This window comes from Terrilactibacillus tamarindi (genome assembly GCF_009718825.1).
GTDB lineage: Bacteria > Bacillota > Bacilli > Bacillales > Sporolactobacillaceae > Terrilactibacillus > Terrilactibacillus tamarindi.
This window is the reverse complement of sequence record NZ_WNHB01000002.1, coordinates 224024-238447: the sequence shown is the minus strand read 5'-3', so window position 1 is coordinate 238447 and position 14424 is coordinate 224024. Positions and strand designations below refer to the sequence as shown.

14 protein-coding genes and 1 pseudogene are annotated in these 14424 nt (G+C 36.7%); 12 read left to right on the top strand and 3 right to left on the bottom strand.

Going from position 1 to position 14424, the window contains the following annotated elements; all coding sequences use genetic code 11:
• Nucleotides 1–194 precede the first annotated feature (194 nt).
• The 5 genes from thiL (at nucleotide 195) to tsaD (ending at nucleotide 4055) form a co-directional block, all read left to right on the top strand.
• Nucleotides 195–1172: a thiamine-phosphate kinase gene (gene thiL / locus GMB86_RS02270; RefSeq protein ID WP_329602710.1), complete on the top strand. Its 978-nt coding sequence runs from the start codon at nucleotides 195–197 to the stop codon at nucleotides 1170–1172.
• A gap of 258 nt (nucleotides 1173–1430) precedes the next feature.
• Nucleotides 1431–1877, top strand: coding sequence for a tRNA (adenosine(37)-N6)-threonylcarbamoyltransferase complex ATPase subunit type 1 TsaE (gene tsaE / locus GMB86_RS02265; RefSeq protein ID WP_155216385.1), 447 nt, complete (start codon nucleotides 1431–1433; stop codon nucleotides 1875–1877).
• Entirely contained in the window at nucleotides 1877–2575 is a 699-nt protein-coding gene (gene tsaB / locus GMB86_RS02260; RefSeq protein WP_155216427.1) for a tRNA (adenosine(37)-N6)-threonylcarbamoyltransferase complex dimerization subunit type 1 TsaB, read from the top strand. The genes tsaE and tsaB overlap by 1 nt, the downstream gene beginning before the upstream one ends.
• Entirely contained in the window at nucleotides 2572–3030 is a 459-nt protein-coding gene (gene rimI / locus GMB86_RS02255; RefSeq protein ID WP_155216383.1) for a ribosomal protein S18-alanine N-acetyltransferase, read from the top strand. Before tsaB ends, rimI begins: the two co-directional genes overlap by 4 nt.
• Nucleotides 3027–4055 (top strand): tRNA (adenosine(37)-N6)-threonylcarbamoyltransferase complex transferase subunit TsaD, encoded by a 1029-nt coding sequence (gene tsaD / locus GMB86_RS02250; RefSeq protein WP_155216381.1) that lies wholly within the window; start codon nucleotides 3027–3029, stop codon nucleotides 4053–4055. The genes rimI and tsaD overlap by 4 nt, the downstream gene beginning before the upstream one ends.
• 425 nt (nucleotides 4056–4480) lie before the next feature.
• On the opposite strand, the gene GMB86_RS02245 is transcribed toward tsaD, so the two are convergent.
• A complete protein-coding gene (locus GMB86_RS02245; protein WP_155216379.1) occupies nucleotides 4481–6451 on the bottom strand; it encodes an ABC-F family ATP-binding cassette domain-containing protein in 1971 nt (656 codons plus the stop codon).
• Nucleotides 6452–6840: 389 nt separating this feature from the next.
• Between GMB86_RS02245 and GMB86_RS02240 the strand changes: the two genes are divergently transcribed.
• Entirely contained in the window at nucleotides 6841–7494 is a 654-nt protein-coding gene (locus GMB86_RS02240; protein WP_329602709.1) for a redox-sensing transcriptional repressor Rex, read from the top strand.
• Between the two features lie 87 nt (nucleotides 7495–7581).
• Nucleotides 7582–8331: a type I methionyl aminopeptidase gene (gene map / locus GMB86_RS02235; protein WP_155216375.1), complete on the top strand. Its 750-nt coding sequence runs from the start codon at nucleotides 7582–7584 to the stop codon at nucleotides 8329–8331.
• Nucleotides 8332–8402: 71 nt separating this feature from the next.
• Here the strand turns inward: map and GMB86_RS02230 are convergent, their stop codons facing one another.
• Nucleotides 8403–9110: a CPBP family intramembrane glutamic endopeptidase gene (locus tag GMB86_RS02230; protein WP_155216374.1), complete on the bottom strand. Its 708-nt coding sequence runs from the start codon at nucleotides 9108–9110 to the stop codon at nucleotides 8403–8405.
• A gap of 410 nt (nucleotides 9111–9520) precedes the next feature.
• Between GMB86_RS02230 and groES the strand changes: the two genes are divergently transcribed.
• From groES to GMB86_RS02205, 5 genes and pseudogenes are all read left to right on the top strand, one after another.
• The gene (gene groES / locus GMB86_RS02225; RefSeq protein ID WP_155216372.1) at nucleotides 9521–9805 is read left to right on the top strand and encodes a co-chaperone GroES; all 285 of its coding nucleotides are present in this window, start codon (nucleotides 9521–9523) and stop codon (nucleotides 9803–9805) included.
• A gap of 37 nt (nucleotides 9806–9842) precedes the next feature.
• Nucleotides 9843–11480 carry a chaperonin GroEL gene (gene groL, locus GMB86_RS02220; RefSeq protein WP_155216370.1) on the top strand — a complete coding sequence of 546 codons (1638 nt, stop codon included), beginning with the start codon at nucleotides 9843–9845 and terminating at the stop codon, nucleotides 11478–11480.
• Nucleotides 11481–11940: 460 nt separating this feature from the next.
• A pseudogene (locus GMB86_RS16130) lies at nucleotides 11941–12087 on the top strand (DUF3732 domain-containing protein); the annotation flags it as partial.
• Nucleotides 12088–12256: 169 nt separating this feature from the next.
• Nucleotides 12257–13222, top strand: a complete 966-nt coding sequence (locus GMB86_RS02210; protein ID WP_155216368.1) for a DUF3800 domain-containing protein — start codon at nucleotides 12257–12259, stop codon at nucleotides 13220–13222.
• 190 nt (nucleotides 13223–13412) lie between these two features.
• Complete coding sequence (locus GMB86_RS02205; RefSeq protein WP_155216366.1) at nucleotides 13413–13958, top strand: hypothetical protein; 546 nt, start codon at nucleotides 13413–13415, stop codon at nucleotides 13956–13958.
• A 30-nt stretch (nucleotides 13959–13988) separates the two neighbouring features.
• Here GMB86_RS02205 and GMB86_RS15440 read toward each other — a convergent pair whose 3' ends face one another.
• A complete protein-coding gene (locus GMB86_RS15440) occupies nucleotides 13989–14264 on the bottom strand; it encodes a hypothetical protein (RefSeq protein WP_196220097.1) in 276 nt (91 codons plus the stop codon).
• Nucleotides 14265–14424 lie beyond the last annotated feature (160 nt).

Sequence of the window (14424 nt, the reverse complement as noted above, 5' to 3'; positions counted from 1 at the left end):
TGGTGCAATAAATCCGGAAGTGGTGCAATAAATCCGGAAGTGGTGCAATAAATCCGGAAAGAGGCTCTATAAATGATTTATTAGCTTCATAAGATTAACCCTTGTTTCCTATGGATTTTTGATGGGATATGGTACACTAAGGAAAGAAAAATGGACATTTTAAATGGATGAAAATCAGTAATGGAGTGCTGAGAGTGAAGGATGAATTTTCGTTAATTAGATCTATAACCCCAAAGAAAGTTTATCATAAAGAACTTATTCAAGGTATCGGTGATGATTCAGCTATTTACACGCCTATTCAGAATGAGCATCAAATTGTTTGTATGGATACGATGGTTGAAGGTGTTCATTTTACAGAACAGACCATGTCGCCTTATCAAATTGGTTGGAAAGCACTTGCTGTCAATTTGAGCGATATAGCGGCTATGGGTGGTATACCGGATTATTATCTAGTTTCGATTGCATTTTCAAGTGTCTGGTATGATCAAATTAATGAAATTTATCAAGGATTGGCTGATTTAGCTGGACGTTTCAATATTGATCTAATTGGTGGCGACACAGTAAGCAGTGACAAATTAACGATTACGGTTACTGCTATTGGCCATACTTTTAAAAGAAAATATTTTTTAAGAAGCCAGGCCTGGCCTGGAGATGTAATTTTAGTCACAGGAACTCTAGGGGATAGTGCAGCTGGACTTCGAATTTTATTAGGTCAAATAAGAGGAAAAGATGATGAGATGGAAAGAACTTTAATTAAGAGTCATCAATTACCTTTTCCTTTAATTGAGGCGGGGCAGTTAATGGCTCAAATGCCTTACCATTCTTCATTAAATGACATAAGTGACGGTTTAGCGAGTGAAGCGGGTGAAATTGCAGAAGCAAGTGGTGTCAAACTTATTATTGACTATCCTTCATTACCCAAGAGTGATCAATTAATTCAACTAGACCCAAAACTCCAAAAAGAGTACAGTCTCTTTGGGGGAGAAGACTATCAATTATTAATAACTGCTCCTGAAAGTGCAGTATTGGAATATCAACAGGCTTTTAAAAAAGCAGGCATTAGATTAACGAGAATTGGTTATGTTGAGGAAGGTTCTCCATCAGTTTATTTAATAGATGGACAGGATAAAGCTATATTATCCAAAAAAGGATATAACCATTTTACTGACTAATTACATAAGTGCGTATTCAAAAAGGTGATAAATTTGGATGCAAGAAGATATGAGCAGCGCCGTTTTGAGGACCGGCATTCACAGGATGTGGTAGCTTTAGGCGCCAGCCACAGGACGTGAGCGATTTAAGTTGAAGATCCTCTTACCCAACGCCTTTAGATTCGCAGCTTATCTATTTGGTGACTTTTTGAACATCCCCTACAATCTAATTAATATGTTAAAGAACCTTTGATATGATATAGAAAATGAGGGATATAGATGAATTATTGGATTCTATCTTCTCCAGAGGAGACACAAAGATTTGGAAAACGACTGGCTGAATTTCTCCAAGCAGGTGATGTGTTAACATTATCGGGAGACTTGGGGGCTGGTAAAACAACGTTTACTAAAGGACTTGCAGTCGGTTTAGGAATTACAAAACTTGTGAATAGTCCAACATACACAATTGTTAAAGAATATACCGGGCGTCTGCCATTATATCATATGGATGTTTATCGTATTACCGACGAAGAAGACATTGGTCTAGATGATTATTTTGATGGTTCCGGCGTTGTTGTCGTTGAATGGTCAGAGAATATAAAGTCTTTGATTCCTGATCAACATTTAGAGATTCAGATTGAACGTCTAAATGAAAATCAAAGGAAAATAATCTTAATTCCACATCAGGAACGGTTTGAACGTATGTGTAAGGAGTTTAATTATTGATGAACATTTTAGCTATTGACTCTTCAAATTTAGTGATGGGCGTTGCAGTAAGTACGGAAACCAAAGTACTTGGTGAAATCATAACGAACGTGAAAAAGAATCATTCAATTAGGCTCATGCCTGCCATTGAGCAGATTATTCGAGATGTCGATCTTACTCTAGATCAAATAGATCGAATTGCAGTGGCTATTGGGCCAGGCTCCTATACAGGAGTAAGAATCGGCGTTACTATTGCAAAGACATTAGCATGGACAGCGAATAAAGAAATTGTCGGTATTTCTAGTTTAGAGGCGCTCGCTCAAAACGGCATGCATTTTAATGGTTTAATTGTCCCATTTTTTGATGCAAGGCGAGGTCAAGTTTATACTGGTTTATATCAAAGCAAAGATGGTAAAGTAGAGTGCGTTCAAGAAGATCGTCTGACAATGATGAAGGATTGGTTAGGGCAGCTAAAGGAATGTCAAGAATCTGTCCTGTTCTTAAGTAACGATCTCGATAAACATGTAGCCATAATACATGAGATTCTGCCAAACTCCGTTATCGGTGAAGCGGTTTATAACAATCCACGCCCATCTGAGATAGCTAAATTAGCCTTTACAAGGGAACCGTCTAAAGATGTTCATCATGTTGTTCCAAGTTATCTGCGATTAGCAGAGGCCGAATCAAAATGGCTTGAGAAACAGGTGAATAAGGAATGAATCAGACTGATAGAGTAACCATTCGACCAATGACACTTGATGATATTGATGACGTTCTATTGGTTGAACATCAGGCGTTTGCGACACCTTGGACAAGACAAGCCTTTGAAAATGAATTAACAATCAACCAGTACGCAACTTACTTTGTTGCAGAACATCATCAACAAAGCATTGGATATTGCGGCGTTTGGGTTATTATTGATGAAGCCCATATCACTAATTTAGCGGTTTTGCCTCAGTATAGAGGAAAGAAGATAGGGGAGACGTTACTTAGAAAAGTTCTTTTATTTGCTGCTATGAAACGAGCAAAATCCGTAACTTTAGAATGTCGCGTATCAAATCATATTGCACAGAATTTATATACGAAATTAGGTTTTAAAAAAGGCGGCATCCGTAAAAGTTATTATTCAGACAATCATGAAGATGCTATTGTAATGTGGGTGAACATATCATGAATTTTGAAAAACCAAATATCATATTAGGAATAGAGACAAGCTGTGACGAAACAGCAGCAGCTGTCGTAGAAAATGGAACCATCATTCGATCATCGGTTGTAGCAACCCAAATTGAGATACATAAACGGTTCGGTGGCGTCGTTCCAGAAGTAGCTTCTAGACATCATGTCGAACAATTTACAGTGGTCTGTGAACAAGCGATTAAAGAAGCTAATGTGGAATGGGAAGATATTGATGCCATAGCCGTTACGCAAGGACCCGGCCTCATTGGGGCTTTACTGGTCGGTGTTAATGGGGCAAAGGCATTAGCTTTCGCTCATCAAAAGCCATTAGTCCCCGTCCATCATATCGCAGGACATATTTATGCGAATCGCTTGGTTAATGAAATGAAATTTCCTTTACTAGCCTTAATTGTATCAGGGGGCCATACCGAACTCATTTATATGCGTTCTCACGCGTCCTACGAAGTGATCGGTGAAACACGTGATGATGCAGCAGGTGAAGCTTTTGATAAAGTTGCTAGGACATTAGATTTACCCTATCCAGGTGGACCAGGTATTGACAGGCTTGCGAGTATAGGAAAGCCTAACATTGATTTTCCTCGAGCATGGCTTGAACCAGATTCTTATGATTTTAGTTTCAGTGGTTTGAAGTCTGCTGTGATTAATATGGTTCATAACGCGAAACAAAAAGGTGAGACAATATCAAAGGAAAATATAGCTGCGAGTTTTCAAGAAAGTGTCATGGATGTTCTAGTTGCTAAGACAATGAAAGCTGCCAAGGAATATCATGTAGAGCAAATCATTGTCGCAGGTGGAGTATCTGCTAATCAAGGATTAAGACAGCGAATGGAGGCCGCATGCCATGATGCAGGTATCCCATTATCGATACCTCCACTGAAACTGTGTACGGACAATGCAGCGATGATTGCAGCGGCAGGATCCATTGGCTACCTAAAAGGAGATCGGGCGGACTTGGCTTTGAACGGGAACCCAAGTCTCGAAATTGAAAAATTCAGTGTGTAAAAAATGTTGTCGGGTCATTTTAGTGCTATAAATAATTGGGGATAAGAATGTTAGAAAGTAGAATTAAATTCACATTTAACATGACTTATCCCCTTAGTTATGCACAAATCGATGTTATTCACAGCCTGTTTTCTGTTATGGGTGATTTATCCACAGAAAAAAACGTATATGACTCTTACACGATTGTAAGGGTCTATACGTTTTTGTGAATAACTAAAGACTAAATTATATCGTAACAGTGAATAAAGTGAACCTTCAATCGGTGGGGATTTTCTTCATCCTCCACTGATTGTAAGCTTGAACTAATCGGGATCATGTGGGGTAGTTGCCCCCCACCTAGGAATGCTCGTTTACACTTATTACGTTGAGGTGGGGACCAATGCTCGCCGTTAATATGGGATAAAATTTTTTATAGATGATAATGTTTATTCACCAGAAAGATTATCATATTCCTGCTGAACTTGTTCCCATTCATGAATATATTTTTCTAATTTATCTTTATCTTGAACCGTTGATTCATGAATTTCTTTCGCCCGTTTGGTATCATGAAATACTTCAGGAGTTAATAAGGCCGCTTCATTTTCCTCAATTCGAATTTCAAGGTCTTGAATGCTTTCTTCTAATTGTTCGATCTTTCTTTCCAATTGCCTTTCCTTTTTCTTTCGTTCTTTATCTTTTAAAAATTGAGCTTTTCCGTCTGTCAGAGTGGAGTCATCTTTAGATGGCTTCGTATCTCGGGCGTGTTCATTTTCTTCAAGTAATGAAATAGCTTGCATTTCTTCTTTCTTTTCCAGATAGTAATCATAGTCCCCCAGATAATTTGTAATGCCATCTTCTTTCGATAATTCTAGCACTCTTGTCGCAATGTTGTTGATGAAAAATCGGTCATGTGAAACAAATAGGATGGTTCCAGGATAATTGATGAGAGCTGTTTCAAGGACTTCTTTACTGTCAATATCTAAGTGGTTCGTTGGTTCATCAAGTACCAATAAATTGTCTTTTTTCATCATGAGTTTGGCTAAGGCAAGCCGAGCTTTTTCTCCACCACTCAGCTGTGACACAAGTTTTAAGACGTCATCTCCCGAGAAGAGAAAGTTTCCTAATACGGTACGTATGTCTTTTTCAGGGGTTAATGGATATTCATCCCACAATTCATGTAAGACATCTTTGTTTGATGAAAGTTTAGCCTGCTCTTGATCGTAGTATCCAATGGAAACCTGGCTGCCAAGTGTTACGTTCCCGGATAAACGTGTTTGTGTGCCGACAATGGCTTTAAGTAAGGTTGATTTACCTATCCCGTTTGGTCCAACTAAGGCAACACTTTCACCGCGCGTTATCATAAAATTTAAATTTGACATAAGCGGGTGGTTTGCTTGGTAACCAATTTTAAGACCACTTACGGTGAGAACGTCATGTCCACTTTGTGTTTTCGTTTGAAATGAAAACTGAGCAGATTTTAAATCTCCTTGAGGGTGATCCATAAGGTCCATTTTCTCTAATTGTTTTCGTCGGCTTTGTGCACGTTTCGTAGTTGAGGCACGAACAATGTTTTTTTGGATAAAATCATTTAGTTTGGCAACTTCTTTTTGTTGCTTCTCATAGTTTTTTAGTTCTCGTTCATATTCGGCTTCTTTAAGAACTAAATAGCGACTATAGTTACCCGTATATTTGGTTGCCTTATGATGGGCGATTTCATAGACCTTCGTGACCACTTTGTCAAGAAAATAACGGTCATGTGAAACAATTAAAATGGATCCTTTATAGCGTTGCAAATAGCTTTCAAGCCATTGAAGGGTTTCAATATCTAGATGGTTTGTTGGTTCATCTAAGATTAGGATATCGGGTTGAATGAGTAAAAGTTTACCTAATGCAAGGCGAGTCTTTTGTCCTCCGGAAAGAGAAGAAATGGGTGTATCTTGACGATAAGACTGGAAATTCAGCCCTGTTAATACAGACTGAATGTCAGATTGATACGTATAGCCTCCTTGGTCTTTGAACGCGACTTGAAGTTGATCATAGTTCTTTAGAAGCTGGTTATATTCAGTCTGATTTTCTAAAAGATCAGGACGTGCCATATCTTCTTCCATTTTCCTCAATTTTTTTTCCATAGTAAGTAAAGGTTGAAAGACCGTTAACAATTCATCATATATAGATTTATTGGAATTGAGTGTCGCATTTTGAGGTAGATAACCTACCGTTTTATCTTTAGGAATGATGATGTCTCCTGAATCGGCACTCATCGCTCCAGCTATTATTTTTAAAAGGGTCGACTTACCGGCTCCATTTCGACCCACCAAAGCGACACGTTCGCCAGATTGTACTTCAATTGAAATATTCGATAAAATAAGATCTGTTGCAAAAGATTTGCTGATTTGGTTGGTTTGTAATAGTATCATTATGTTGGTCACCTCTATCTTATTTCAGTGTATCGTATACTTGATTTGACAATCAACTAAATTCTTCTACAACAATATGAATTGTTAAGTTGTCGAACTTTTACAAAGTCTGAAAGATAGAAGAAACAAATGGTCTATAGAGTTTGTTCACGAAATATCTATTATTTGGGAGGATATGTTACGTAAATTGCGATATAGTCAACTTATAAAGGTTCGCATTTATAAAAGAATATAAAAATGCTGCTAACGTCATCGCAGATTTACGATTGGTTAAGGATATGTTCAAAAAATTCAACCCATTTTTTTAAAGTATTAAGATATGAATTAACTTCAGAGTTGCTTTTTGAACATGTATCTTAAAAGATAACGAGGGCATTTGACAAGGATTGATGAAAATGTTATTAAATGGACAAATTCCGTTAGCAACGTCTGAAAGGTTACCGTTGTATTACCGTTTTTTACAACGGTATGCTGAAAGAGGCGGGAAACGTATCTCTTCTTCTAGATTTAGTGAACTAATCCAAATAGATTCTGCTACAATTCGGAAGGATCTGTCCTATTTCGGCACCTTGGGAAGGAAAGGATATGGATACGACGTTATGCATTTAATTCGTTTTCTAGGGTCAGTTTTAAAACAAGACGAATTAAAGAAAATGATGTTAATTGGCGTCGGGAACCTCGGGACGGCTTTGCTTAACTACAATTTTTTAAAAAACAATAATACACAAATCACGAGGGCTTATGACGCAGATCCTAGAAAGATTGGTCAACGCATGGTGAATTTAACGGTTCAATCTATTCATGATTTAGACTATGATGATAATCGAGATATTGCAGCTGCTATTTTAGCTGTTCCACAAGATCAAGCTCAACTTGTTGGAGAACAAATCGTAAAGTCTGGTGTTAAAGGAATTTTAAATTTTACGCCGATTCGTTTAGCTCTTCCAAATGATGTGTACATTCGTCATATTGATCTATCTGTTGAGTTACAAACCTTGATTTATTTATTGAACCAAAAAATGGAAGGTAATGGCAATAGGTGAACTGACTGAAAAAAATGCCCAAATGTATCTATTTTTTCAATATTGAATAGGCTAATTTGTGTAAATTAAAAAAGGTGGAATAAAAAAATGATACAACTTAAATCAAAGAATGAAATTGAAAAAATGAGAGAAGCTGGAGACCTATTGGCTCGCTGTCATCAAGAAATTAAAAAAAGAATTAAACCAGGTGTTTCTACATGGGATATTGAAGTATTTGTAGATGCCTTTTTAAAAGAACATGGAGCAACAGCAGAACAAAAAGGATATAACGGTTATAAATATGCAACATGTGCCTCCATTAATGATGAAATATGCCATGGTTTCCCTCGTAAAACCCCATTGAAAGATGGAGATATTGTTACGATTGACATGGTTGTAAATCTAGATGGAGGTTTAGCAGACTCAGCTTGGACTTACGCGGTGGGTCAAGTGTCAGACAAAGTAAAAGATTTGTTGGATGTAACAGAGAAATCACTGTACCTAGGCATTGAGCAAGCTGTTGTAGGGAACCGAATAGGTGATATTGGTTCAGCTATTCAAACGTTTGTTGAAGGAAAAGGTTATGGAGTTGTGCGGGACTTCGTTGGTCATGGCATTGGTCCAACCATTCATGAAGATCCACAAGTCCCTCATTATGGTCGGCCTGGAAGAGGGCTTAGATTACGTGAGGGAATGGTCATCACGATCGAGCCAATGGTCAATATAGGTGATTGGCGTTCAACATTAGATAGTAACGGCTGGACAGCTAGAACAATGGATGGCTCTCTATCTGCTCAATATGAACATACGTTATTAATCACAGATGACAAACCTTTGATTTTAACTAAATTAAAATAGTAGATGAGTAAAAAAATCTCCTGTGTCATGACTTCATGAACAGGAGATTTTTTGTTTGTTATAAATTTTATTCACATAAAGAAATATAGACTATGATAAAGAAAACTCAAGGCTTGCTCTGGAATTTCAGGTTTTTTAACAAGCAGTGACAAGGTCACGACAGCATTCATAGAAGCATGAGCGAACATTGATACCCAAATACGTCCCGTTTTTTTATATAGGAAGCATAGGACTAGTCCGATAGCAACATAAACAGGGACAAGATAGAGATAGTCACGATGGGCAAAAGCAAAAATCAGAGAACTGATCAAACCGGCAATGATAAAATTTGTTTTTCGATAAATAATGCCAAAAATAATTTTTCGAAAGACAATTTCTTCAAGTATAGGACCAATAATACTAATAAAAAGAACCAAATATAGAGAATTTCTCGTCATATTAATAATATTTGTCGTGTTTTGAGATTTTGGATTAATATTAAATAGTTTAATGATGATGATATTAATAATAATCTGGGTGAAAAATAGCAAAAAAGGTCCTGCAATCGCCCAAGAAAGAGACTTTCTAAGGGATAATCGATGGCGATAATCTAATTTTCTTTCGGGCAAAAGTAGGAGAACAATGATGATAAAAGCAATTCCAAATGCCGCAACAGTCCAAACAGCTGAGCGCTGGGAAGCAGGTACAAAGTCAAGAACTTCTGGAAAATAGCGGGGAATATAACCTGAGAAATAGCAAGCAGCATATGTAATAACAATCCATATATAATTTTTAAACAAAATAATCGCTCCCTTGATAAAATTTTAGGCATAATGTGGACAGTATTAAGATAACCTTTAAGAGTGCTATATATATTCTTATCATTTAGCAGAAATGCCCTTTTAGGTTAGCTTTTATTATACCTAAGAAAGGAGCAAATAAAAGAGAATAAGGGTGACTCTATCAAAATAAACGTTTAAAGAAAGACTTTTTTCTTATTGGATCGTCATATAAGATTAGTTTTTAAACATTATACGATCAATTACCAATCTTAATAGAAAAGAGAAATGTTTGTGCCTGAAAAAATACATTTTTTTAATCGAATGGCTTGCAAAATTGTTCAAGATTGATTATTATATTAACTGGATTAGCACTCACCTGTTTAGAGTGCTAATAAAAAATTAGTATAATGAATCAGGGAGGGTTATCAATGTTAAAGCCTTTAGGTGATCGTGTCATTATTGAAACCGTTGAAAAGGAAGAAAAAACAGCAAGTGGTATTGTTCTTCCAGATTCAGCAAAAGAAAAACCACAAGAAGGTCGAGTTGTTGCAATAGGTACTGGTAAAGTAACTGACAACGGCGAACGTATTGCTCTTGAAGTATCAGAGGGTGATAGTGTGATCTTCTCAAAATATGCAGGTACTGAAGTTAAGTATGACGGAAAAGAGTATCTCATCTTACGTCAAGATGACATTCTTGCCATCATCGGTTAATTGATTTTACATATAAAAACAAGGAGGCTAACTGAACATGGCTAAAGAGATTAAATTTAGTGAAGAAGCTCGTCGTGCAATGCTTCGTGGGGTTGATACATTAGCAAATGCAGTTAAAGTAACACTTGGACCAAAGGGCCGTAATGTTGTCCTAGATAAAAAATTCGGTTCACCACTTATCACAAATGATGGTGTAACGATTGCTAAAGAAATCGAACTTGAAGATCGTTTTGAAAACATGGGAGCACAACTTGTTTCCGAAGTAGCAAGCAAAACAAACGACGTTGCAGGTGATGGTACAACAACCGCAACGGTTCTTGCACAAGCCATGATCCGTGAAGGGCTTAAAAACGTCACTTCAGGCGCTAACCCAATGGTTATCCGCCGTGGTATTGAAAAAGCAACAAAAGCAGCGATTGCTGAACTCAAAACAATCTCAAAACCTATCGAAGGTAAAGCTTCTATCGCACAAGTTGCCGCAATTTCTGCAGCAGACGAAGAAGTAGGTCAAATCATTGCTGAAGCAATGGAACGTGTGGGTAACGACGGTGTAATCACTATCGAAGAATCAAAAGGCTTCAACACCGAACTTGAAGTGGTTGAAGGTATGCAATTCGACCGTGGTTATGCATCTGCTTACATGGTTACTGATTCAGATAAAATGGAAGCTGTTCTTGAAAAACCTTATATCTTAATCACAGATAAAAAAATCTCTAACATTCAAGAAGTATTGCCAGTTCTTGAACAAGTTGTTCAACAAGGTAAATCTCTTCTCATCATTGCTGAAGACGTTGAAGGCGAAGCTCTCTCAACACTTGTACTTAACAAACTTCGTGGTACGTTCAATGCCGTAGCTGTTAAAGCTCCTGGCTTTGGTGATCGTCGTAAAGCTATGCTTGAAGACCTTGCTGTATTAACAGGTGCACAAGTAATCACGGAAGATCTTGGATTAGATCTTAAATCAGCAACAGTTGATCAATTAGGTACGGCTGCTAAAGTTGTTGTAACTAAAGAAAACACAACCGTTGTTGATGGTGCAGGTGAATCAGATCAAATCGCAAGCCGCGTAAGCCAAATCCGTGCTCAACTTGAAGAAACAACATCTGAATTTGATAAAGAAAAACTTCAAGAACGCTTAGCAAAACTTGCTGGCGGTGTAGCGGTTGTTAAAGTCGGTGCTGCAACTGAAACAGAACTTAAAGAACGTAAACTTCGCATTGAAGACGCTCTTAACTCTACACGTGCTGCTGTAGAAGAAGGTATCGTTTCCGGTGGTGGTACAGCACTCGTTAACGTAATCAAAGCTGTTGAAGCTGTTCAAGCTGAAGGCGATGAAGCAACGGGCGTAAGCATTGTTCTTCGTGCCCTTGAAGAACCAATCCGTCAAATTGCGAAAAACGCAGGTCTTGAAGGCTCTGTCATCGTTGAAAAACTTAAAAACGAAGAAGTTGGTATCGGTTATGATGCCGCAAAAGATACATGGGTAAACATGTTCGATGCGGGTATCGTAGACCCTACTAAAGTTACACGTTCTGCGCTTCAAAACGCAGCATCTGTTTCTTCAATGTTCTTAACAACTGAAGCAGTTGTAGCTGACAAACCTGAAGAAAACGCTGGTGGCGCACCTGACATGGGCGCTATGGGCGGAATGGGTGGAATGGGCGGCATGATGTAAGGCATTGAGCCATACATTGGAGAATTGATTATCGCAATTTCTTCCCCCATTTTTCAATCCTATTGAGATGTAGTCATGGAATAAATTATTTTCAATAGCAATAACCACTTCCTATAAAAATTTAGGGAGTGGTTTTTTGTTGCTCAAATTTGAGTTTTAGGATTTTTTAGACGACAGAAGGTTTAAGAGCACAAACCAGAAAAACATAAGAAATTATCAAACACTGCTTGGAGAAATTGTGTAACTTGAACTTTTTGAAGATAAAACTCTTTATACAGATTATAATGAGGTAATTAAAGAAATAGAGGGAGAAATTGAAGAACTTAGTATAGGTTTAACTTCCCATGAAGATAAAAAAACTTTCAATAATAACTTGGCTAGAAGAATTAGTACAAGAATATCTAGATAAAAGCAGCAAAGCTCTCGACAATTATGCAGGCTATAAGGAAGTTTTAACTACTCCGATAAAACCCTTAAATTAAGAGAACCAAAGACACCTAATTTTATTAATACTGTTGGTAGTAGTTCAAATAACTTGTTTTTACATATATGCTTGTTTCTTGGGGTGCATGATTTACTATTACAGGTTAAATCACCAATACTCTAGACCTGTGAGATCTCAGGTGAGACAGAAAAAAGACCACTCCTGTCAAATCGGTGACTGGGTGGTCTTTTCTAAAAAACTCCCTATCAAAACGGTGACTGGAAGTAATACATGGTATACTATATGTAAATTATAAACAAATATTCATTTATAGTCAAGAAGGTGATGACTTTTGAAATACAATATCTTTTTCGATGAGTCTAATAAATTAGATGCGGAGAAACAATATTCTTATTATGGCGCATGTGGTGTTGAGCAATCTAAGTGTGATGGCATAGTAGCAGATATAAACAAAGTTTTAAGAATGACTGGTAAGAAAAGTGAATACCATTTTACGGAATATAACAATGATAAGGATCTTACTCCGTACATATATTGTTTACACCATTTCTTAAAAACAAACTTACAAATTAATATATTTGTCGTAGATAATGATATTGCATTTAAGTTTGCTAGAAATGCTGACATCACAGTTACAGAATTACGTAATTTATTTTATGTTAAAATTCCAGAAAGGCTCTTTTATGGATTAACTAGAGGTCTTTCAAATGATTATAGAACAGTTGAAATTGTAGTTGATCACAGTCCTGAATATGGAAGAATGAGAGTATATTCAAAATTAAAACAGCAAATGAATGCACATGCAATTTATCGTGGTATGAAATACTATGTTAATAAAGCTTGGTATAAAGAATCACATAAATCTATTCCTCTCCAAATAGTTGATTTATTTATGGGAATTGTTGTCTTTCTAATGGAGAAGTCATATTTAAATACTAATGACGATAAACCAATCATTAAGAGCGATCTTATTTATCGCTTTCTAATTGAAGAAAATAATATAGATTTGTTTCAAAAACAAATCTATATTTTTAAGTGGGATGGACAAAAAGATATTATTCACGAAGTTAATATATCAAATTATTTATCACAATTTATGGCTTTTAAAACGCAATTTGATGTTAATGAAATGACAAAAATATCAAATATTAAAAGACCTAGTGATACTACTAGGGATATAAGAACAAGAATGGGTTATACAAATAATCAATTAAGAATGTTACTTGGATATCTTGATCAACTTAATGGAAAAGGAAGAAATTCATTTATTATGCAAAATTACTATAAAATCTTTTAGCTTGCAATTCAGAAACCTAGAATATAACGAATTCAAATCACTAATGAATCGGAGGCGAATGTTAATGAAGTGGACTGATATTCGTCAGCATTTTCCAGATCAATGTGTTTTGGTCGAAGCGATACAATCAGAAACATTAGGGAATGAATATTGATAATGTTAGCTATTTCTAGAGAAAAGGATGATACCAATGGACCCGTTCATACAATCACATTTTGAAAACTTAGAAGCTAAAAATAAAGAAGTTCAATATGAAGCTTTCAATCACATTTTAGAAGCTATAAAAAATAAAGTTGATTGGTCATATGATGTTTGGGATCAACTGGTAAATTGGTTAACCGATCCCGATAATCATCGCAGGTCGAGAGCGGCTCAATTTCTTGCCGGTTTAGCTATTAGTGATCCTGAACAGCGGATGCTGAATGATTTTCTGGCACTCTGGGAGGTAACAAAAGATCCGAAGTTTGTTACTGCGAGGCATGCACTTCAATCCATTTGGAAGGTTGGTTTAGCTGGACAAAAGCAGAAAACCATGGTCATTGATCATTTCACGGATCGATTTAAAAATGGTACTAATGAGAAAAATTATACTTTAATTCGCTATGATATGATTCAAGGCCTAAAAAATTTATATGATGCAGTTAAAGATGAACAGATCAAGCAAAAAGCAATGGAACTAATAGAGTTAGAGGAAGACAGTAAATATCGAAAAAAGTATCTGTCAGTATGGAAATGACTCGTAATTAATAAGCATGAGGTATACATTTCAATTACAGTTATAAGAAATCGATAAAACGTGAATTAAGTGTACTTTAACAGGGGCGATCATTATGGCCATTTTATCGTAATCTAATGGAGGATCATTGCTATTTTTTACACTATAAGTAAATGAAACTCGGTGATCTGCATTAACGGCAGAGCGGTGCAATCCAGGTTCGGAGTGGTGCAATTCATGTTTGAAGTGGTGCAATAAACGGCAGAGCGGTGCAATCCAGGTTCGGAGTGGTGCAATAAACGGCAGAGTGGTGCAATCTGGGTTCAAAGTGGTGCAATTAACGGCAGAGTAGTGCAATCTGGGTTCAAAGTGGTGCAAATAAACGGCAGAGTGGTGCAATCCAGGTTCGCATGGTGATTTAAATGGTCCCTTAAAATTAAAGAGAGTGTGTTAGGTGAGTAACCTTGTCACACTCTCTTTTTATATA

Excerpts from the sequence above, each read along its gene's own strand:
- tsaE (WP_155216385.1), top strand. The coding sequence starts at position 1,431 with ATGAATTATTGGATTCTATCTTCTCCAGAGGAGACACAAAGATTTGGA.
- tsaB (WP_155216427.1), top strand. The coding sequence starts at position 1,877 with ATGAACATTTTAGCTATTGACTCTTCAAATTTAGTGATGGGCGTTGCA.
- rimI (WP_155216383.1), top strand. The coding sequence starts at position 2,572 with ATGAATCAGACTGATAGAGTAACCATTCGACCAATGACACTTGATGAT.
- tsaD (WP_155216381.1), top strand. The coding sequence starts at position 3,027 with ATGAATTTTGAAAAACCAAATATCATATTAGGAATAGAGACAAGCTGT.
- GMB86_RS02245 (WP_155216379.1), bottom strand. The coding sequence starts at position 6,451 with ATGATACTATTACAAACCAACCAAATCAGCAAATCTTTTGCAACAGAT.
- GMB86_RS02240 (WP_329602709.1), top strand. The coding sequence starts at position 6,841 with ATGAAAATGTTATTAAATGGACAAATTCCGTTAGCAACGTCTGAAAGG.
- map (WP_155216375.1), top strand. The coding sequence starts at position 7,582 with ATGATACAACTTAAATCAAAGAATGAAATTGAAAAAATGAGAGAAGCT.
- groES (WP_155216372.1), top strand. The coding sequence starts at position 9,521 with ATGTTAAAGCCTTTAGGTGATCGTGTCATTATTGAAACCGTTGAAAAG.
- groL (WP_155216370.1), top strand. The coding sequence starts at position 9,843 with ATGGCTAAAGAGATTAAATTTAGTGAAGAAGCTCGTCGTGCAATGCTT.
- GMB86_RS02205 (WP_155216366.1), top strand. The coding sequence starts at position 13,413 with ATGGACCCGTTCATACAATCACATTTTGAAAACTTAGAAGCTAAAAAT.